Origin of the sequence: Thiothrix lacustris DSM 21227, from assembly GCF_000621325.1 — a bacterium.
GTDB classification, from domain to species: domain Bacteria; phylum Pseudomonadota; class Gammaproteobacteria; order Thiotrichales; family Thiotrichaceae; genus Thiothrix; species Thiothrix lacustris.
Window position 1 is genome coordinate 167741 of sequence record NZ_JHYQ01000001.1, and the last position, 19055, is coordinate 186795.

The window sequence follows — 19055 nt, forward strand, 5'->3', positions numbered from 1 at the left end:
AGGAATGCCTAATCAGCCAGCTTAAGCATTGGCGACAAAGATATAGCAGCCTTCAACACTGTCATCAGCAGGAATGCTATCCATGAAATGTTGGACAGTAGACGGCTTTTGCCTTATCTGTGCCAGGTATTTCAGTTGATCAGCATAGCCTTGGAGTATCTTATTTCTGGCAATAATTTTCCTTGAAACCTCAAGGTTTAACTTTTCTTCATTGTCTATTCCCTTGAGCATAGACCACCCAAAACTCATTTTCTGTGGCTCTCCCCTCAAGCGGTCAAGAATGCCCATGCCATCTGAGGTGGACTCAGCGAAGTCAACCCACTCAATCACTTCGGCAGAACCGATGTGTTTCACGTAATCTTTTGTCAGAAATCTTTGCGCATTATCGTTAATGACATGGTGTTTAACAAAAGCTCTGGATGAGCTTTGCCACACAGCTTGCGCATCATTCAAATCGTTCACGGCCTGATCGTACATATCCAGTTCGGCCGAACACAACGAATGCCCAATCGCCGTAATGGTGAAATATTCTTCTGCTGCCATGAAAGAATATTCATTGCTACTGTCGGTCAGTAACATTTTATATTTTTCGTGTATTTCCCCGATAGTTTGCCTGCTACTGATTAGCATCTGAAGTTTGGCTGAACTATCTTCCACTTTATTTAATTCTCTAATGACCTTTAGGGCTGCTATCAACCTGGATCTTTCTTGTAGCTCAAGAAACGATTTGATGTACTTCACATCAGAGGCAACTTGCTGCAATCTTTCATCAATTTTATTTATCTTATTACTTAAAAACAGGAAACCGGCAGAGCTAACAGCAAGCGTTAAACCAGACAAAAGCATGGACGCTTGAGCGAACTGAAGCAATTGAGTGACATTAGCGCCTATGTGACTCACTTCAGCACCCACGCGACCAACTTCAGCACCAATAACACCAACATCCCCACCGATACGATGGAGTTGATAGGTATTAACGCCTGAAAGGAGTGTGTTCAGCGGCGAAGTAAAGGCTGATAAAATGTTGCTTGGGGTAGAACTATTCACAAGATGTGCCAAGATTTGGCCTTGTTCATTACGGACAACACCACCGTACACTTTATTAACACCAGCCAACACCCCAAGCATCAAGTTGTCGGGAATGGAACGGCTTAAAGCGAAACCTGCCAATTCTGAAATCATGATTCCTCCCAAAAAGGAAATCCATTAAATTTTATTAAAAATAATTACTTACAATATTCATCTGGGTTCTTTTCGAGACTAACTGCCAAACTTTTGCAGCTGTCTGAAAGCTGTTGTAATGCGACTGCCTTCAGTTTTTCGACTTTTCCGGGTTTAGCGGCTTCTTCTTCAAGGGCTTTCCTCTGGTCATACTCAACTTTTAGGGCAACCGCACTACTCACAATAGCCAGCCCAACCAAAGCTATTACGCTTTTCTTAGACCACTCTGGGTTAAACTTCGCTACCAATAATGTTATTAGCCTTCCGACGGCAAACGCGATGCAGACAGGGATAACGAACTGATACAGAACCAGTGTATCGCATTGTTCCAACATAAAGCTTGGCAGGTAACTGCGCAGGGCGAAGTAGATGATCGCCACCCAGAACCCCAGCGTGTCGAGCAATACAGCAAGGATTATTCCCCAGATTGAGAACCCGGCCGAGATAGCCAAGACCAACCACGTCACCGCAGCGCTTAAGATCATGCTGATAACAGCAACGGGCTTATTGCCAGTATGCCAATAATACCAGTAGCTTTTTGGAATCCTCATAACCCAGCCCTCAAATAAGCAAAACCGATCAATCAAAAAACTATTTGTTTAATTTGATCCTGAATACGCTAAAACTAAATCAATTGATTATTTTTTGATGTGACTGGCATCACCCCTTAAACATATTCATGAAAAATCAGTAGATTTTGACATCAGACGCATCCAGAAAGGCTGCAATATGCTCCATAAAACTCTCCGGGTGGGTCACAAAGGGCACATGCGCGGCGCTATTGAGCATTGCCACATGCTGATACCCCATGTCCGGCAGCACCTCCGCCAATGACGCCGGAATCAGCTTATCGAGCTTGCCCAACATCCACAGCGTCGGCTGCTTGATGGGTGTTTGGGAAAAGTCGGCGGTTTGCAGGATAGCCAAGCCATCTTCCAGCGCCGCCACACTCGCCGGGTGCTGCATGATGGTGTCACGCAAGGCATTGACCACGCGGGTATCGGTTTTGGTACTGAGGAATTGCAGGGCAAAAAAGCGTTTCACCGTGCCAAGGTAATCGGTTTGCAAACTTCTGCCAAACAGAGCGAGCAAGTCGGGGGAAACCCCGTGCGACCAGTCGCCTTCCGCAACGAATTTGGGCGTGCTGGCAATCAGGATCAGGGCAGTTACCCGCTCCGGTAGTGCGTGCGCCAGCGCTTGCGCAATCAGGCCACCGAGTGACCAACCCATGATGATGGCATCGTCGGGAATGTGTGGGGCAAGTTGTTTTACCGCTTCCGCCACGGTTCCCAGCGGCAAGTGGCTGTTCGCGCCATGCCCCGGCAAGTCGATGCAGATCACTTGGGCGTATTGTGCCAGTTCGGGCAACAACGGTTGCCAGACGTGGCTATTCATTCCCCAGCCGTGGAGGAGGACAAGGGGTCTGCCTTGTCCAGTAATGTTGGTATACAATGCGGTCACGTTTAACTCTCAATAATAAATGGATATGCCATGCCTTACCTGCTGATCATACTCGCCTATCTGCTCGGTTCAATTTCCGCCGCCATCATCACCTGCAAATTGATGGGGCTGCCCGACCCGCGCACGGTGGGTTCCAACAACCCCGGCGCGACCAATGTACTGCGCCACGGTGGCAAAAAAGCAGCCGCGATTACCCTGTTGGGTGACGGTCTGAAAGGCTTGATTCCCGTACTGGTAGGCCACGCTTTCGGGCTGGAAGCCAACTGGCTAATCCTCATCGGTATCGCCGCGTTTCTGGGGCATTTGTACCCGGTATTCTACGGTTTCAAAGGCGGCAAAGGCGTAGCAACCGCTATTGGCGTATTCCTCGGCGTGAATCTTTGGGGTGGGCTGGCATTCGTAGCAACATGGCTGGTGATGGCGAAAGGCTTCAAGATTTCCTCGCTGGCGGCACTGATTGCGACGGCACTTTCCCCGGTGTATTTCTGGGTACTCAGCGATGGTAACGGCTGGCTGACGCTAGGCGTGCTATTTATGGCACTCATGATTTTCTGGCGGCATGAATCCAATATCCGCAACCTGCTATCAGGCAAAGAAGACAAGATTCAATCCAAAGAAGGCGCGGATGGCGAAGCAATAACGGACGAAGAATAAGCAGCCAGCCGTTCCTGCAACTGCGACGCAGGCGGCGCCACCTGCCGCAAGGCTTTGCCCAGCATCGCTCGACTGGCGAGGATGTGAATCCCGGTCTTCGCCCGCGTCACGGCGGTATACAGCAATTCCCGCCCCAGCAACGGCAAGTCTTCCGCTTCCGGCAAGATCAGCAATACCCGCGTAAATTCCGACCCTTGGCTCTTGTGGATGGTCATCGCCCACGCGGTTTCGTGCGCAGGCAAACGGATCGGTGCAACCGCTCGGTATTCTCCCGCCTCCCCGGTTGGAAACCACACCCGCAATTCACCTTTTTCGTTCGGCAAGGCAATGCCGATGTCGCCGTTGAACAGGTTCTGGCGGTAATCATTCTGCGTCACCATCACCGGCCTACCCACGTACCACGGGCGTTGCGCCCCTTCGTGCGCAGGCAGCAGGCGTTGCATGACACCATCCACCCACACATTCAGCGCTTCCACGCCCAGACGCCCTTGCCGCAACGGTGTCAGGATGCGCAAGGCATTGAAGGCGCGGAAAATAGCGTCCTGCTCCCCTACCCTGACCGCCGCCACGTAATCTTGCCAACCTTCACGCAGCCAATTAGCATTCAGCCCCGCCTGCGATTCATCCAGCGTCACCGTGGCGAAATCGGGGGAAGCCAGCACATCCAGCAAACGTTCCTCATCAGCCTCACGGATAGCTTGTGCCAGTTGCCCGACACCATCCGCATCACTGAAACGGTAACTGGTTTGCAACAATAGCATCTGTTTAGCCAACGCATCACCACTGCATAAATCGCGGAAAATCGAGCCAGTTTCCACCGAGGCCAACTGATCCTTGTCACCCAACAAAATCAGCTTGGCTTGCGGCGGCACGGCCTCAAACAAATGCGTCATCAGGGAAATGTCGATCATCGAGGCTTCGTCGACAATCACCACATCAGCAGGCAACGGATTGTTGGCATGATGGCGAAAGCCTACCCGATTGGGGATAAAACCCAGCAAGCGGTGCAAGGTGCTGGATTGCTCAGGCATGGGGCAAGTAATGTTTTCACGTTGGCGGGTATCGCGGATGGATTCCTGCATACGCATCGCCGCTTTCCCGGTCGGTGCTGCTAGCAGAATGCGGGCAGGTTCCATCCCATCCGCAATCAAATCAGCCAAAATACGGGTAACTTTGGTGGTTTTACCCGTGCCGGGCCCACCGGAAATAATCAGCAGCTTGTCATCAGGCAAGCGTGAGCGGATGCATTTTGCCAGCCGGTCTTCATAGTGCCAATAGCGATACAGCCACGCATGGGTATCGCTTAAAATCAGTGGCTTATAATCACCTTCACGCCCCACCACCGGCGAATCAAACAGTTCCGCCAGCGGAGTTTCTGCCAAAGGCACTGCAATCACGCCCTCACGGGTACGCGCACTGACCTCACGGATCAGGGCAACCAACCCCCGCTGACTCACCCCGCCATCCAGCCGTTTCAGCAAGTTAGCAAGCTGGTCATCGAGTGGGTGGACAGGATGAACGGGGTGAATTGCAGACGGCATTACAGCGTTTTCACATACTCTTTCAGGAACGCATTGAAACGCTTGCCAATTTCACCGTGGCGCGAAGCGTATTCGATATTGGCCATCATGTAGCCCATCTTGGAACCGCAGTCATGGCTTTTGCCCGTCACATGGAATGCATTTACCTGATATTCGCGCATCAGCAAACCAATGGTGTCAGTGAGCTGGATTTCATCGCCTGCACCCAATGGCGTGCGCTGCAACCAACCCCACGTGTGCGGAGCCAACACATAACGCCCAACCACGGCAAGGTTAGAAGGTGCCTCATTGACCGGTGGTTTTTCGACAATTGCGGTCATCGGTACTGACTGACCTGCTTCCAGCGCATGACCGTTGATGTCGACCACACCGTAAGACGAGACTTTATTCATCGGCACTGGCTCGACCATGATCTGGCTATAGCCGGTTTCATCGTACAACTCCAGCATCGCGGCGAGGTTATCTTTAGCTGGATTGCTCGCGGCATCATCAATGATCACATCCGGCAAGACCACCGCAAACGGCTCGTTACCCACAATCGGATGCGCACACATAATGGCGTGCCCCAAACCTTTCGCCTGCCCCTGACGAACATGCATGATGGTGACATCACGCGGGCAAATGGAACGCACTTCATCCAGCAACTGACGCTTGACGCGCTTTTCCAGCATGGTTTCCAGCTCGAAACTGGTGTCGAAATGGTTTTCGATGGAGTTTTTACTGGAATGGGTCACCAGTACAATTTCCTTGATACCCGCTGCGACACACTCGTTGACCACGTACTGGATCAAAGGTTTGTCAACAATTGGTAGCATTTCCTTCGGGATGGCTTTGGTGGCGGGCAACATACGTGTACCCAATCCCGCAACGGGAATCACTGCCTTGCGGACTTTATGGTTATTCATGGACAAGGTTTCCTCTACATTCAATCAATAATATCTAATGACTACCGACATTTTATCACTCTTAGGGTAGCACTATGTCAAAAATTGCCGCCTGACGGTCATTTCATCAGCAGCGCGAAGGCGTCTCGCTGTTTTGTCAACAAAACCAAATAAAACCTTCACTTTTTTCCGCACAATGTTATTATTTGCAAAAGGATTGTCAACAATCATCGAGAATAACACCATGTTAGCATTACACACACCAGAAGGAACATTAGCTGATGTCGCTTCAACCCGATTAACACAAGCCATTATTACGGGTGAGTTAATTCAGGGACAGAAACTGAATGAATCCGATCTGGCGGAACGTTACGGTATTGGGCGCGGCCCCTTGCGTGAAGCACTGCGCCAGCTTGAAGGGATGCGCCTCGTTAAACGTATACCACATGCAGGCGCTCGTGTCGTTACCCTTGACCGCGAGATGATGGCAGATTTATACGCCGTGCGCGAAGCCTTGGAAGGCATGGCCTGTCGCACCGCTGCCACCCGCATGACTGACGCGGAAATTGGCACATTACGGCTATTACTTGAAAAACACGCGGAACAAATTGAAGCGACTGATGGGCAAATCTACGTCCAAAGTGAAGGTGACTTCGATTTCCATTACCAGATCGCACTGGGGAGCCGTAACCAGATGTTGATCGACTTATTGGCGGGTGAATTGTATCAATTGTTGCGCATGTGCCGTTACCGCACTAGCCGACTCTCGAAACGTATTCTTCCTGCCTTACAACAGCACCGCCACATCGTCGACGCACTTGTCGCCCGCGATGGGGAATTGGCGGAAATCCTCATGCGCCGCCATATCAGTGGTGCATGGAAAAGTATCAGTGAAATGATGGATGAGGAACATGACAGCAATACAATCACTTACACCCGGTCAAAAACTGCGTCAGGCAGTTAAAGACAACACACCCCTGCAAGTTGTCGGGGCCGTCACTGCCAACAGTGCCATCATTGCCGAAAAGGTAGGCCACAAAGCCCTATACCTGTCCGGCGGCGGTGTTGCTGCGTCATCGCTGGGTATTCCCGACCTGGGCATTACCACCCTGCATGACGTGCTGGAAGATGCCAAGCGCATTACTGCCGTGACTTCTGCACCCTTACTGGTTGACATTGATACGGGCTGGGGCGGCACCTTCAACATTGCCCGCGCTACCCGCGAAATGATCCAGTCTGGCGTGGCTGGTTTCCACATCGAAGATCAGGTCATGCAAAAGCGTTGCGGTCATCGCCCCAACAAAGCCATCGTTTCCCTGCAAGAAATGGTCGACCGCGTAAAATCCGCCGTGGATGCACGTACTGACGACAGCTTCGTCATCATGGCACGTACCGACGCGCTGGCTGTAGAAGGGATGCAATCCGCCATCGACCGCGCTATGGCGTGTGTGGAAGCCGGTGCTGACATGATCTTCCCCGAAGCCATGAATAAGCTGGAACAGTACGCTGAATTCACCAAAGTGATCAAAGTGCCAGTACTGGCCAACATCACTGAATTTGGTGCAACCCCGCTGTACACCACCACTGAACTGGCTGCGGTTGGCGTACAACTGGTGCTGTACCCACTGAGCGCCTTCCGCGCCATGTGCAAAGCGGCTGAAAATGTTTACACCCATTTGCTGACCGAAGGCACGCAACAGAACGTGATCGACACCATGCAGACCCGCATGGAACTGTACGACACCATCGGCTATCACGCCTTTGAACAAAAACTTGACCAACTGTTTGCCGAAAAAGGCGCTGAATAAAATAACCGGAGGAGGACTCATGTCAGAACAACACTTACCCAAGCCAAAAAAATCCGTCGCCCTATCGGGCACGGCTGCTGGTAACACCGCCATTTGCACCGTAGGCCGCACCGGCAACGACCTGCACTACCGTGGTTATGATATTCTCGACTTCGCCGAACAGGCCGAGTTTGAAGAAATTGCCCACCTGATCGTGCACGGCAAACTGCCCAATGCATCTGAACTCAAAGCCTACAAAACCAAACTCAAATCCCTGCGCGGCCTGCCAATGCCCGTCAAGCAAGCGCTTGAAGCCCTGCCACCGTCCACTCACCCGATGGATGTGATGCGTACTGGCTGTTCCGTGCTGGGCGCGTGCCTGCCTGAAAAAGAGCATCACCCAGCGGCTGATGCCCGTAATATCATTGACCGCATGGTTGCCAGCTTTGGCTCTATGCTGCTGTACTGGTATCACTACGCCATCAACGGCAAAGTCATTGAAGTAGAAACTGACGATGAAACCGTCGGCGGACATTTCCTGCACCTGCTGCACGGCGAAACGCCTAGCGAATCGTGGGTACGTGCGATGCACACTTCCCTGATCCTGTACGCCGAGCATGAATTCAACGCCTCCACCTTCACCGCACGCGTGATTGCTGGCACCAATTCTGACATGCATTCTTGCATTACCGGCGCAATCGGCGCATTGCGTGGCCCGAAACACGGCGGCGCAAATGAAGAAGCACAACGTATCCAAACCCGCTACAACAGCGCTGATGAAGCCGAAGCTGACATCCGCGAGCGCGTTGCCAAGAAAGAAATCGTCATCGGTTTCGGCCACCCGGTTTACACCATTGCCGACCCGCGTAACGTCGTCATCAAACGTGTTGCCAAGCAATTGTCGGAAGAAAACGGCGACATGAAGATGTACGACATCGCCGACCGTCTGGAAAGCACCATGTGGGAACTGAAGAAAATGTTCCCGAATCTGGACTGGTTCTCGGCGGTTTCCTACGGGCAAATGGGTGTACCGACCGACATGTTCACCCCGATTTTCGTTATCGCTCGCGCCACTGGCTGGGGTGCACACGTTATCGAACAGCGTGAAGATGGCAAAATCATCCGACCCAGCGCGAATTATGTGGGGCCGGAAAACCTGAAGTTTGTGCCGTTGGCTGACCGTGGTTAATTAAGGATTAAAGCAACAATGAATACCGAATACCGTAAAAACCTGCCCGGCACCAAACTGGACTACTTCGACACCCGCGCGGCGATCGAAGCCATCCAACCCGGCAGCTACGCCACCCTGCCCTACACCTCGCGTGTATTGGCAGAACAACTGGTACGCCGTTGCGAACCCGAGATGCTGACCGACTCATTGAAGCAGCTCATCGAAGGCAAGCAGGATCTGGACTTCCCATGGTATCCCGCCCGCGTGGTCTGCCATGACATCCTCGGCCAAACCGCACTGGTTGACCTTGCTGGCCTGCGTGACGCGATTGCTGACCAAGGCGGCAACCCAGCGAAAGTTAACCCGGTCGTGCCTACCCAGTTGATTGTTGACCACTCACTGGCCGTTGAATGCGGTGGCTTCGACCCGGATGCCTTCGCGAAAAACCGCGCCATTGAAGACCGTCGTAACGAAGACCGTTTCCACTTCATCGAGTGGACAAAAACCGCGTTCAAAAACGTCGACGTGATCCCAGCAGGCAACGGCATCATGCACCAGATCAATCTGGAGAAAATGTCGCCGGTGATTCAAGCACGTGACGGCGTAGCCTTCCCTGACACCTGCGTCGGCACAGACTCACACACCCCACACGTTGACGCACTCGGCGTTATCGCGATTGGCGTCGGTGGTCTGGAAGCCGAAACCGTCATGCTGGGCTTGCCTTCCATGATGCGTCTGCCGGACATTATCGGCGTGAAACTGGTCGGCAAACGCCAACCCGGCATCACTGCCACCGACATCGTACTGGCGATCACCGAATTCCTGCGTAAAGAGCGTGTAGTCTCTGCATGGCTGGAATTCTTCGGCGAAGGTGCGAAAAACCTCACCATCGGCGACCGTGCGACCATTTCCAATATGACCCCGGAATTCGGCGCATCTGCTGGCATGTTCTACATCGACGAACAAACCATCGACTACCTGAAGCTGACCGGGCGTGAACCGGAGCAAGTCGCACTGGTTGAAAACTACGCCAAAGCCACTGGCTTGTGGGCGGATTCACTGGTAGACGCAACATACCCGCGTGTACTGGAATTCGACCTGTCCAGCGTGGTGCGTAACATGGCTGGCCCTTCCAACCCACACCGCCGTTTACCGACGGCTGACTTGGCTGAGCGCGGTATTGCGGTGAATTTGGCAGCGGCGCAAGCCGAAGAAGCGGAAGGCAAAATGCCAGACGGCGCGGTCATCATCGCGGCGATCACCTCTTGCACCAACACCTCCAATCCACGCAACGTGGTGGCCGCTGCCTTGCTGGCACGCAACGCCAACAAACTGGGCTTGGTACGCAAACCGTGGGTGAAAACCTCGTTCGCTCCGGGTTCCAAAGTCGCCGAGCTGTATCTGCAAGAAGCCGGTTTGCTGACGGAACTGGAACAACTCGGTTTCGGCATCGTCGGTTTCGCTTGCACCACCTGTAACGGCATGTCTGGCGCACTCGACCCGGTTATCCAGCAAGAAATCATCGACCGCGACTTGTACGCGACCGCTGTCCTGTCCGGCAACCGTAACTTCGACGGGCGTATTCACCCGTATGCCAAGCAAGCGTTCCTTGCGTCCCCGCCGCTGGTAGTCGCTTACGCGATTGCAGGCACGATCCGTTTCGACATCGAAAAAGACGTGCTGGGTACGGACAAAGATGGCAACCCCATCACGCTGAAAGACATCTGGCCTACTGACGAAGAAATCGACGCCATCGTTGCCACCAGCGTTAAGCCTGAGCAGTTCAAGCAAATCTACATCCCGATGTTTGACCTCGGCACTGTCGAAGAAGCGAAAAGCCCGTTGTATGACTGGCGTCCCATGTCCACCTACATCCGCCGCCCCCCTTACTGGGAAGGTGCATTGGCAGGTGAACGCACCTTGAAAGGGATGCTGCCGTTAGCGGTATTGCCAGACAATATCACCACTGACCACTTATCGCCTTCCAACGCGATCATGATGAACAGTGCGGCGGGCGAATACCTGCACAAAATGGGCTTGCCGGAAGAAGACTTCAACTCTTACGCGACTCACCGTGGTGACCATTTGACCGCGCAACGTGCGACTTTCGCCAACCCTAAGCTGATCAATGAAATGGCAGTGGTGGATGGTAAAGTCAAGCAAGGTTCCCTCGCTCGTGTCGAGCCAGAAGGCCAAGTCATGCGCATGTGGGAAGCCATCGAAACCTACATGGAACGCAAGCAACCGCTGATCATCGTCGCCGGGGCGGATTACGGGCAAGGTTCCAGCCGTGACTGGGCAGCCAAAGGCGTGCGTCTGGCTGGCGTGGAAGCGATTGTGGCAGAAGGCTTCGAGCGCATTCACCGTACCAACTTGGTCGGCATGGGCGTGCTGCCGCTGGAATTCAAAGCGGGCGAAACGCGCAAGACTTATGCTATCGACGGCACCGAAAGCTACGACGTGGAAGGTGACATTGCCCCACGCACCGACCTGACGGTCATCATGCACCGCAGAAACGGCGAAACCGTGCGCATTCCTGTGACCTGCCGTCTGGATACCGCTGCGGAAGTGCGTGTCTATAACGCCGGTGGTGTGTTGCAACGTTTCGCGCAAGACTTCCTCGAAGGAGACGCAGCGTAATGTCCCAAATCCCGCAAATCAAAATCCCCGCCACGTATATGCGTGGCGGCACGTCCAAGGGCGTGTTTTTCAAACTGACCGACTTGCCCGATGTCGCGCAAGTCCCCGGTGCGGCGCGTGACGCGGTATTGCTGCGCGTGATCGGCAGCCCTGACCCGTATGGTAAGCAAACCGACGGCATGGGCGGCGCAACGTCCAGCACCAGCAAAACCGTGATTCTGGCGAAAAGCGAACAGCCTGATCATGACGTGGATTACCTGTTTGGGCAGGTTTCCATCGACAAGGCATTTGTGGACTGGAGCGGTAACTGCGGCAACTTGACCGCAGCGGTTGGCTCTTTCGCCATCAGCAACGGCTTGGTGGATGCTTCTCGCCTCCCGCAAAACGGCATGGCCGTGGTGCGTATCTGGCAGAAAAACATCCAGAAAACCATCGTTGCCAACGTGCCGATGACCAATGGCGAAGTGCAAGAAACCGGCGATTTCGAGCTGGATGGCGTGACCTTCCCAGCGGCAGAAGTGCAGGTGGAATTCATTAGCCCAGTCGATGCGACGGATGCCATGTTCCCCACCGGCAATCTGGTGGATGAACTGGAAGTGCCGGGCGTTGGCACCTTTCAGGCGACCATGATCAACGCGGGTATTCCCACCGTGTTTTTGAATGCAGACGCCATTGGTTACACCGGCTGCGAATTGCAGGATGCCATCAACGGCGACCCTAAAGCGCTGGCCATGTTTGAAACCATCCGCGCTTACGGTGCGGTGAAAATGGGTTTGATTGCCGATGTCGCGGAAGCGGCTGGTCGTCAACACACGCCTAAAGTGGCGTTTGTGGGCAAACCACAAGCCTACGTGTCGTCCAGTGGCAAACAGATCAATGCTACCGACATTGACCTGAATGTACGCGCCCTGTCGATGGGCAAACTGCACCATGCCATGATGGGTACGGCGGCGGTGGCTATCGGCACAGCCGCTGCGATTCCCGGCACCTTGGTCAACCTCGCTGCGGGCGGTGGTGATCGCAGTGTTGTGACCTTCGGCCACCCTTCCGGTACGCTGAAAGTGGGCGCTGCCGCTAGCGCCACTAACGGTGACTGGAAAGTGGAAAAAGTCGTGATGAGCCGCAGTGCGCGGGTATTGATGGAAGGCTGGGTACGCATTCCTGGCGACAGTTTTTAAGTTTTAGAGGAGGAGAGAAAAGATGAGTTACAAGGCCGAATACGACCGCTCGATGAACGACCCAGAAGGCTTCTGGAAAGAAAAATCCGCAGCCCTGAAGTGGTTCAAAGCCCCCGAAAAAATCCTGTCGCAAGACGAACACGGTATTTTCCACTGGTTTGCCGATGGTGAAATGAACACCGCGTACATGGCGCTGGATTACCACGTCGAAAACGGGCGCGGTGATCAAGTCGCGCTGATTTACGATTCCCCCGTGACGGATACCAAGAAACAGTACACTTACGCCGAACTGCGTGACGAAGTAGCACTGGCTGCTGGGATGCTGGCGGGTCTGGGTGTCGAAAAAGGCGACCGCGTTATTATCTACATGCCGATGATCCCGGAAGCGGTCATTTCCATGCTGGCAACAGCGCGGTTGGGCGCTATCCATTCCGTGGTATTTGGTGGTTTTGCTGCCCCGGAACTGGCGCAACGTATTGAAGATGCGCAACCGAAAGTGATGATTTCTGCCTCTTGCGGGATTGAGATCAAGCGCGTGATTGAGTACAAACCGCTGCTCGACAAAGCGATTGATTTGTCGGCACACAAGCCGCAAAGCTGCATTATGTTCCAGCGTCCGCAAGCCACTTCCCCGCTGATTGCAGGGCGTGACTATGAGTGGAGTGCGTTGATGGCAAGCGCTACCCCGGCGGATTGCGTGCCAGTCAAAGGCACTGACCCGCTGTACATCCTGTACACCTCCGGTACGACCGGCAAGCCTAAGGGCGTGGTGCGTGAGAATGGTGGCCATGCGGTTGCACTGAACTACAGTATGCAAGCCATTTACAATATGAACCCCGGCGATGTGTTCTGGGCGGCGTCTGACGTGGGCTGGGTGGTGGGTCACTCCTACATCGTGTACGCACCGCTGCTGCGCGGTTGCACGACTATCGTGTACGAAGGCAAGCCGGTCATGACACCGGATGCGGGTGCATTCTGGCGCATTACCGAAGAGTACGGCGTAAAAGGCTTGTTCTCTGCCCCGACGGCATTCCGTGCGATCAAGAAAGATGACCCGGAAGCGGCGCTGATTAACAGTTACAACACCGACAGTTTGCTGACCATCTTCTCGGCGGGCGAACGTCTTGACCCACCGACCCAAGAATGGATGATGGAAAAGACGGGCAAGCCGGTGATCGACCATTGGTGGCAAACCGAAACAGGCTGGGGCATTACCGCCAACCTGCAAGGTGTTGAGCCAATGCCGGTGAAACTCGGTTCTTCCACCATGCCGACTCCCGGTTTCAACGTGCAGATTCTGGACGAAAACGGGCAGGTTTTGGGCAGAAATGAACAGGGTTTCATCGCGCTGAAATTGCCTTTACCACCAAGCTGTTTAGCCACCATTTGGGGTGATGTGGAGAAGTTCAAATCCAGCTATCTGCAAACCTTCGACGGTTATTATGCCAGCGGTGACGGCGGCTATATCGACGAAGACGGTTATGTTTTCGTCATGGGTCGCGTCGATGACGTCATGAACGTGGCAGGCCATCGTCTGTCCACGGGCGAGATGGAAGAAGTCGTCGGCGGGCATCCGTCCGTGGCCGAATGCGCGGTAATTGCGCGGGATGATGACCTGAAAGGGCAAATCCCGATGGGTCTGGTGGTACTGAAAACAGGTGCGGACATCGACGAAGACACCTTGTCGAAGGAACTCACCCAGATGATCCGCAGCAGTATCGGCGCGATTGCCTGCTACAAGGAAACGCACATCGTCAAACGTTTGCCGAAAACCCGTTCGGGCAAAACCCTGCGTAAGAGCTTGCGTCAGATGGTGAATGGACAGCCGTATGTGGTGCCTTCCACCATTGATGACGTGACGATTATGCCGGAGATTGAGGCGTTGTTGCGTGAGAAAGGTGTGATCGGGTAAGAAGACCCTCACCCCCTAGCCCCCTCTCCCGCCAAGCGGTAGAGGGGGAACAAGAATTAGCGTTCCCTGAGCATCGTCGAAGGGAACATCAAGGAATCCTGCCTTTTACCCCCTCTCTAACGCTATAATCCCCTCCCTCTCTTCATTTCGGCATAGGCCAACAAGGATGCTTACTCGATGATCACGGGCGAACTCAAATCCAAAATCGACAAAATCTGGGACACGATGTGGTCGGGCGGTGTTTCCAACCCGCTTTCGGTGATTGAACAGCTTACGTATTTGTTGTTTATCAAGCGGCTGGACGAGCTGCACACGCTGAAAGAGAAAAAAGCCAACCGTTTACGTAAACCCATCGAAGACCCGATTTTTGGTGAAGATGCCGCACAACAGGCATTACGCTGGTCGCACTTCAAGGACACAACGGCTGATGTGATGTTCGCTACTGTGCGTGATCAGGTGTTTCCTTTTATGAAAACGCTGGGGCAAAACACGGCGGATGCCGAAGCCGCCCAGAGTACCTACAGCCAACACATGAAGGATGCGATGTTCATGATGCCGTCGCCGCGTGTGTTGTCGAACGTGGTCGATCAGTTGGATAGCATTGACATGAGCGATGCCGATACCAAGGGCGATTTGTACGAATACATGTTGGGCAAGATTGCCAGTGCGGGGCAAAACGGGCAGTTCCGCACCCCGCGACATATTATCAAGCTGATGGTGGATATGACCGCACCCACCCCAAAGGATGCCATTTGTGACCCCGCATGTGGGACGGCGGGCTTTTTGGTGGCGGCTTCGGAGTATCTGAACGCGCATCACCGCAGCGAGATTTACCGCGATGCGGAAAGCCGCAAGCAGTATGTGGAAGAAACCTTTTTCGGCTTTGATTTTGATAACACCATGTTGCGGATTGGTAGCATGAATATGCTGCTGCACGGCGTGGATAACCCGGATATTCGTTATAAGGATTCACTGGCGGAACGCAGCGATAATGAAGGCGATGACAGCGAAACCTATTCGTTGATTCTGGCGAATCCGCCGTTTGCGGGCAGTCTGGATTACGAGTCCACCGCCAAGGATTTGCAGCGGATGGTGAAAACCAAAAAGACTGAGTTGCTGTTTATTGCCTTGTTCTTGCGGCTGTTACAAACCGGCGGGCGGGCGGCGGTGATTGTGCCGGATGGTGTGCTGTTTGGTTCGAGTAATGCGCACAAGGCGTTGCGCCAGATGATCGTGGAAACGCACAAGCTGGATGGGATTGTGTCGATGCCTTCGGGGGTGTTCAAGCCGTATGCGGGTGTTTCGACCGCGATTTTGTTCTTTACCAAAACCAACAAGGGCGGCACGGATAAGGTTTGGTTTTATGACATGCAAGCGGATGGCTTCTCGCTGGATGACAAGCGCACGGCGCAACCAGACAAATCCGACTTACCCGATATTTTGCAACGGTGGAAGAATGTTCCCTTCGACTCCGCTCAGGGAACGGGGGAAGCATTGCGCCTGCGCACCGATAAAAGTTTCCTTGTTCCCAAGGCAGAAATCGCCGCGAATGATTACGACCTCTCCATCAACCGCTACAAAGAAGTGAAACACGAAAAAGTCACGTATGACGCGCCGAAAGTCATACTGGAACGCTTGGCAAAACTCGAAGAAGAAATTACCAAAGGTCAGAATGTATTAAAGGGGCTGTTGGGTTAATCTGGCTTCGGCTACGCTCAGCCAGCGGGACACAGTACCGTTCCCTGAGCGTAGTCGAAGGGAACTTGACGAAAACTTGGCTTCGGCTACGCTCAGCCAACGAGCACGACTCCGTTCCCTGAGCGTAGCCGAAGGGAACTTGACGAAAACTTGGCTTCGGCTACGCTCAGCCAGCGAGCACGACTCCGTTCCCTGAGCGTAGCCGAAGGGAACATGGCAATAATAAGGATAAAAAATATGCCGTATATGTACATCTTGAAATGCGTTGATGACAGTTATTACACGGGAAGCACTTGGAATATGGAAAAACGATTGGCTGAACATCAAAGCGGTATGGGAGCAAGGCATACAGCTAAACGGTTGCCCGTGGAATTAGTTTATTGCGAGTTCTATGATCGTGTTGATGAGGCATTTTATCGGGAGAAGCAGGTGCAAGGTTGGAGTCGGAAAAAGAAAGAGGCTCTTATTGCAAGTGATACGAATGCTTTGCATCAGTTAGCGGAGTGTAAAAATGAAACGCATTGGTTGCAGAGTGTTGGCTTCGGCTACGCTCAGCCAGCGGAAAGTACAGTGCCCCGTTGCCTGAGCGTAGCCGAAGGCAATACAAAAACTGGCTTCGGCTACGCTCAGCCAGCGGACTGCCTTTCATCCTCCAATGCTGGCACAACCCGTTGCCTGAGCGTAGCCGAAGGCAACAAGCAAGAGGAGGTGAACTGATGAAATGGCACAGTGTTCCTTTAGAAGATTTGTCTGTAAAACGCGGTGGTTCTGTAAATCCAGAAAAATTTCCAGATGAAACATTTGAGCTATTTAGCATTCCAGCATTTGACACTGGAAAAGCAGAAGTATGCAAAGGAAAAGAAATAGGGTCTGCAAAAAAGTGTGTTGAGCCTAATGATGTCTTATTATCAAGAATTGTCCCTCATATCCGTAGAAGCTGGGTAGTTGGAGAATCACTTGGCTATCGCCAAATAGCATCTGGGGAATGGATACAATTTAGAAGTGACAATGTATTTCCTAAATACTTGAAATACTTTCTTATTTCCGACCCTTTCCATAAACTTTTCATGAGTACTGTTTCAGGCGTTGGTGGTTCGCTACTAAGAGCAAGACCCTCAGAAGTATATAAAATTGAAATTCCTCTCCCACCTCTCCCCGAACAAAAACGCATCGCCGCTATTCTCGATGCTGCCGATGCACTGCGTACTCAACGCCGCCAGTCCATTGCGGAACTGGATTTGCTGCTGCAATCGACGTTTTTGGAAATGTTTGGCGATCCGGTGGAGAATCCGAAGGGGTGGGAGATAGAATCACTCGGTAATCTACTAACATTCATTACAAGTGGCGGCAGAAACTGGTCAAAATACTATGCGGACAGTGGTGATCGGTTCATTCGTTCACTTGACGTGCAAACTAACTTTATTAGTAATGATTCCCCCGCTTTTGTAAATGCACCTAATAATGCCGAATCCCGCAGAACACAAGTCAAACACGGAGATGTGCTATTAACAATCACTGGATCTAGAATTGGCAGAGTTGCGCCCGTATCAACAGATACAGATGGCGCATATATTAGTCAACATGTTGCACTCCTTAGACCATCATCAATGATTGACTCAGCCTTTCTTTCCTTCTTTCTGAACAGCAACAATGGTCAATTGCAAATAGCAAAGTCACAGTATGGACAAACAAAGCCCGGATTGAGCTTTGAAAAAATAAAAAAATTTTCAGTTCCAAATATTCCAATTAAATTACAACAGAAATTCACAAATATAACAAAAACTGTTGCAGCACAAAAAAATTATTAGAAACTCATTTAGTCGAACTGGATACGCTATTCGCTTCGCTCCAGCAACGGGCATTTAACGGCGAGTTGTAGCCTTCGGCTACGCTCAGACAACGGAGTCGTGCCCGATGGCTGAGCGTAGCCGAAGCCAAAGATAACCAAAAACTAACCTTCGTCCGCCAATCGTTTCGCCTGCTGAATCAACGCCGGTGCAAGACGGTAATCGTGTGCGAGCATATTATCCAACAGGCTGCTGATTTCTGGGATCAGCCCCGCCTGCTTTGCTTTGAGCAATAAACCGACTGTACCCAACACCGCCAAGTGTTCTTGTTTAGCAACAGCTCTGCCGCGTCGCTCATCCAGTAATACCGGGCAATTAGCACGCTTTGCCCACGAAATGGCTTGGGCTTCACCCGCATCTAAACCGTAATCCAGATAATCAGGGTCATCTTCGGCAATATCCGGCATGACCTGTGCATACTGAGCAGCAAATCCCACAATACGTTTAGCATCTTGCCGATACGCCAAAGTGGTTGCTTCAATCAGCACGGTTTCGGGAATGCGTATTTCCGTGTAAAGCTGGTGCAATAGCGGTAAATGATTGAGTTTGGCAAGAATCACCAGCGGCCCCGTATCCGCAACGATCAATAGGCTCATAGGCTCGCAACGCGCAATTCATCTTCCAATTCTTCTGGCGGATAATCAACCACAGCAATACCCATGCGGCTCAGGTGCTCACTGAACAATACATAAGGCATTCCGGCAATTTTGGCGGCTTTGCCTAAAGAGAGGATACCTTCCTTGAACAGGTATTCCGCTAACGCAACTTTAATGCCGCTATCCAGTAGCGCGGCGGTAAAGGGCAAAGCCACCAAAATGGGTTCACCACGTTTGGTAATCAAAGAAGCTCGCCCCGCTTCCGCTTCGCGGCTCAACTCCCCACTTTTTTCACGCAAGTCACGGATGGAAAAGGTTTGCATGGCTGATAACTCCCGTTTTTATGTTACCCATTATGGTAGCACATCCGAATCTTGCCAACCCAAAACAGTGCTGGCTCCCTCAGCTCAATCTTTCATCTAAGCGAATAAGTGTTATTATCTGCCAATCATTAATTTTGCTTGC

General features: G+C 52.4%; 17 protein-coding genes. 10 read left to right on the plus strand and 7 right to left on the minus strand.

From position 1 onward, the window contains the following. Positions 1-21: 21 nt before the first annotated feature. The 3 genes from Q394_RS0100810 to bioH form a co-directional block, all read right to left on the minus strand. Positions 22-1182 (minus strand): hypothetical protein, encoded by a 1161-nt coding sequence (locus Q394_RS0100810; protein WP_028487605.1) that lies wholly within the window; start codon positions 1180-1182, stop codon positions 22-24. Positions 1183-1226: 44 nt separating this feature from the next. Next, positions 1227-1772: a hypothetical protein gene (locus tag Q394_RS0100815; RefSeq protein ID WP_028487606.1), complete on the minus strand. Its 546-nt coding sequence runs from the start codon at positions 1770-1772 to the stop codon at positions 1227-1229. A 136-nt stretch (positions 1773-1908) separates the two neighbouring features. Beyond that, positions 1909-2682 (minus strand): pimeloyl-ACP methyl ester esterase BioH, encoded by a 774-nt coding sequence (bioH, locus tag Q394_RS0100820; protein ID WP_028487607.1) that lies wholly within the window; start codon positions 2680-2682, stop codon positions 1909-1911. 30 nt (positions 2683-2712) lie between these two features. Here bioH and plsY point away from each other — a divergent pair, with 30 nt between their 5' ends. Next, a complete protein-coding gene (gene plsY, locus Q394_RS0100825) occupies positions 2713-3336 on the plus strand; it encodes a glycerol-3-phosphate 1-O-acyltransferase PlsY (RefSeq protein WP_028487608.1) in 624 nt (207 codons plus the stop codon). Here plsY and recD read toward each other — a convergent pair. Together recD and galU are read right to left on the minus strand one after the other, a co-directional pair. Next, positions 3288-4877 carry an exodeoxyribonuclease V subunit alpha gene (gene recD / locus Q394_RS18585; protein WP_051542565.1) on the minus strand — a complete coding sequence of 530 codons (1590 nt, stop codon included), beginning with the start codon at positions 4875-4877 and terminating at the stop codon, positions 3288-3290. The genes plsY and recD overlap by 49 nt on opposite strands. Beyond that, entirely contained in the window at positions 4877-5782 is a 906-nt protein-coding gene (gene galU / locus Q394_RS0100835) for a UTP--glucose-1-phosphate uridylyltransferase GalU (RefSeq protein WP_028487609.1), read from the minus strand. The genes recD and galU overlap by 1 nt, the downstream gene beginning before the upstream one ends. A gap of 223 nt (positions 5783-6005) precedes the next feature. Between galU and Q394_RS18590 the strand changes: the two genes are divergently transcribed. The 9 genes from Q394_RS18590 to Q394_RS21165 all read left to right on the plus strand — a co-directional run bounded on the left by Q394_RS18590 (position 6006) and on the right by Q394_RS21165 (position 17955). Continuing rightward, positions 6006-6725 (plus strand): GntR family transcriptional regulator, encoded by a 720-nt coding sequence (locus tag Q394_RS18590; RefSeq protein ID WP_038139991.1) that lies wholly within the window; start codon positions 6006-6008, stop codon positions 6723-6725. Next, on the plus strand, positions 6673-7569 hold the full coding sequence (gene prpB, locus Q394_RS0100850; RefSeq protein ID WP_028487610.1) for a methylisocitrate lyase: 897 nt from the start codon (positions 6673-6675) through the stop codon (positions 7567-7569). Before Q394_RS18590 ends, prpB begins: the two co-directional genes overlap by 53 nt. A 19-nt stretch (positions 7570-7588) precedes the next feature. Then, on the plus strand, positions 7589-8737 hold the full coding sequence (prpC, locus tag Q394_RS0100855; RefSeq protein WP_028487611.1) for a bifunctional 2-methylcitrate synthase/citrate synthase: 1149 nt from the start codon (positions 7589-7591) through the stop codon (positions 8735-8737). 18 nt (positions 8738-8755) lie between these two features. After that, a complete protein-coding gene (gene acnD, locus Q394_RS0100860; RefSeq protein WP_028487612.1) occupies positions 8756-11359 on the plus strand; it encodes a Fe/S-dependent 2-methylisocitrate dehydratase AcnD in 2604 nt (867 codons plus the stop codon). Beyond that, a complete protein-coding gene (gene prpF / locus Q394_RS0100865) occupies positions 11359-12537 on the plus strand; it encodes a 2-methylaconitate cis-trans isomerase PrpF (protein ID WP_028487613.1) in 1179 nt (392 codons plus the stop codon). Before acnD ends, prpF begins: the two co-directional genes overlap by 1 nt. A gap of 22 nt (positions 12538-12559) precedes the next feature. Further along, on the plus strand, positions 12560-14449 hold the full coding sequence (locus Q394_RS0100870) for a propionyl-CoA synthetase (protein WP_028487614.1): 1890 nt from the start codon (positions 12560-12562) through the stop codon (positions 14447-14449). Between the two features lie 177 nt (positions 14450-14626). After that, complete coding sequence (locus tag Q394_RS0100875; RefSeq protein ID WP_028487615.1) at positions 14627-16147, plus strand: type I restriction-modification system subunit M; 1521 nt, start codon at positions 14627-14629, stop codon at positions 16145-16147. Between the two features lie 237 nt (positions 16148-16384). Then, entirely contained in the window at positions 16385-16864 is a 480-nt protein-coding gene (locus Q394_RS21820; protein WP_084260296.1) for a GIY-YIG nuclease family protein, read from the plus strand. Next, positions 16864-17955 carry a restriction endonuclease subunit S gene (locus Q394_RS21165; RefSeq protein WP_028487616.1) on the plus strand — a complete coding sequence of 364 codons (1092 nt, stop codon included), beginning with the start codon at positions 16864-16866 and terminating at the stop codon, positions 17953-17955. The genes Q394_RS21820 and Q394_RS21165 overlap by 1 nt, the downstream gene beginning before the upstream one ends. Positions 17956-18098: 143 nt before the next feature. Here the strand turns inward: Q394_RS21165 and Q394_RS0100890 are convergent, their stop codons facing one another. Both Q394_RS0100890 and Q394_RS0100895 read right to left on the minus strand, forming a co-directional pair. Further along, complete coding sequence (locus tag Q394_RS0100890) at positions 18099-18590, minus strand: PIN domain-containing protein (protein ID WP_028487617.1); 492 nt, start codon at positions 18588-18590, stop codon at positions 18099-18101. Further along, complete coding sequence (locus tag Q394_RS0100895; protein WP_028487618.1) at positions 18587-18913, minus strand: UPF0175 family protein; 327 nt, start codon at positions 18911-18913, stop codon at positions 18587-18589. Before Q394_RS0100895 ends, Q394_RS0100890 begins: the two co-directional genes overlap by 4 nt. Positions 18914-19055 lie beyond the last annotated feature (142 nt).

What these genes read in the sequence shown, in the direction of transcription:
- Q394_RS0100810 (WP_028487605.1), bottom strand. Translation starts at nt 1,182, where the DNA reads ATGATTTCAGAATTGGCAGGTTTCGCTTTAAGCCGTTCCATTCCCGAC.
- plsY (WP_028487608.1), top strand. Translation starts at nt 2,713, where the DNA reads ATGCCTTACCTGCTGATCATACTCGCCTATCTGCTCGGTTCAATTTCC.
- recD (WP_051542565.1), bottom strand. Translation starts at nt 4,877, where the DNA reads ATGCCGTCTGCAATTCACCCCGTTCATCCTGTCCACCCACTCGATGAC.
- galU (WP_028487609.1), bottom strand. Translation starts at nt 5,782, where the DNA reads ATGAATAACCATAAAGTCCGCAAGGCAGTGATTCCCGTTGCGGGATTG.
- Q394_RS0100870 (WP_028487614.1), top strand. Translation starts at nt 12,560, where the DNA reads ATGAGTTACAAGGCCGAATACGACCGCTCGATGAACGACCCAGAAGGC.
- Q394_RS0100875 (WP_028487615.1), top strand. Translation starts at nt 14,627, where the DNA reads ATGATCACGGGCGAACTCAAATCCAAAATCGACAAAATCTGGGACACG.
- prpB (WP_028487610.1), top strand. Translation starts at nt 6,673, where the DNA reads ATGACAGCAATACAATCACTTACACCCGGTCAAAAACTGCGTCAGGCA.
- prpC (WP_028487611.1), top strand. Translation starts at nt 7,589, where the DNA reads ATGTCAGAACAACACTTACCCAAGCCAAAAAAATCCGTCGCCCTATCG.
- acnD (WP_028487612.1), top strand. Translation starts at nt 8,756, where the DNA reads ATGAATACCGAATACCGTAAAAACCTGCCCGGCACCAAACTGGACTAC.
- Q394_RS0100815 (WP_028487606.1), bottom strand. Translation starts at nt 1,772, where the DNA reads ATGAGGATTCCAAAAAGCTACTGGTATTATTGGCATACTGGCAATAAG.
- Q394_RS21820 (WP_084260296.1), top strand. Translation starts at nt 16,385, where the DNA reads ATGCCGTATATGTACATCTTGAAATGCGTTGATGACAGTTATTACACG.
- Q394_RS21165 (WP_028487616.1), top strand. Translation starts at nt 16,864, where the DNA reads ATGAAATGGCACAGTGTTCCTTTAGAAGATTTGTCTGTAAAACGCGGT.
- prpF (WP_028487613.1), top strand. Translation starts at nt 11,359, where the DNA reads ATGTCCCAAATCCCGCAAATCAAAATCCCCGCCACGTATATGCGTGGC.
- Q394_RS0100890 (WP_028487617.1), bottom strand. Translation starts at nt 18,590, where the DNA reads ATGAGCCTATTGATCGTTGCGGATACGGGGCCGCTGGTGATTCTTGCC.
- Q394_RS18590 (WP_038139991.1), top strand. Translation starts at nt 6,006, where the DNA reads ATGTTAGCATTACACACACCAGAAGGAACATTAGCTGATGTCGCTTCA.
- Q394_RS0100895 (WP_028487618.1), bottom strand. Translation starts at nt 18,913, where the DNA reads ATGCAAACCTTTTCCATCCGTGACTTGCGTGAAAAAAGTGGGGAGTTG.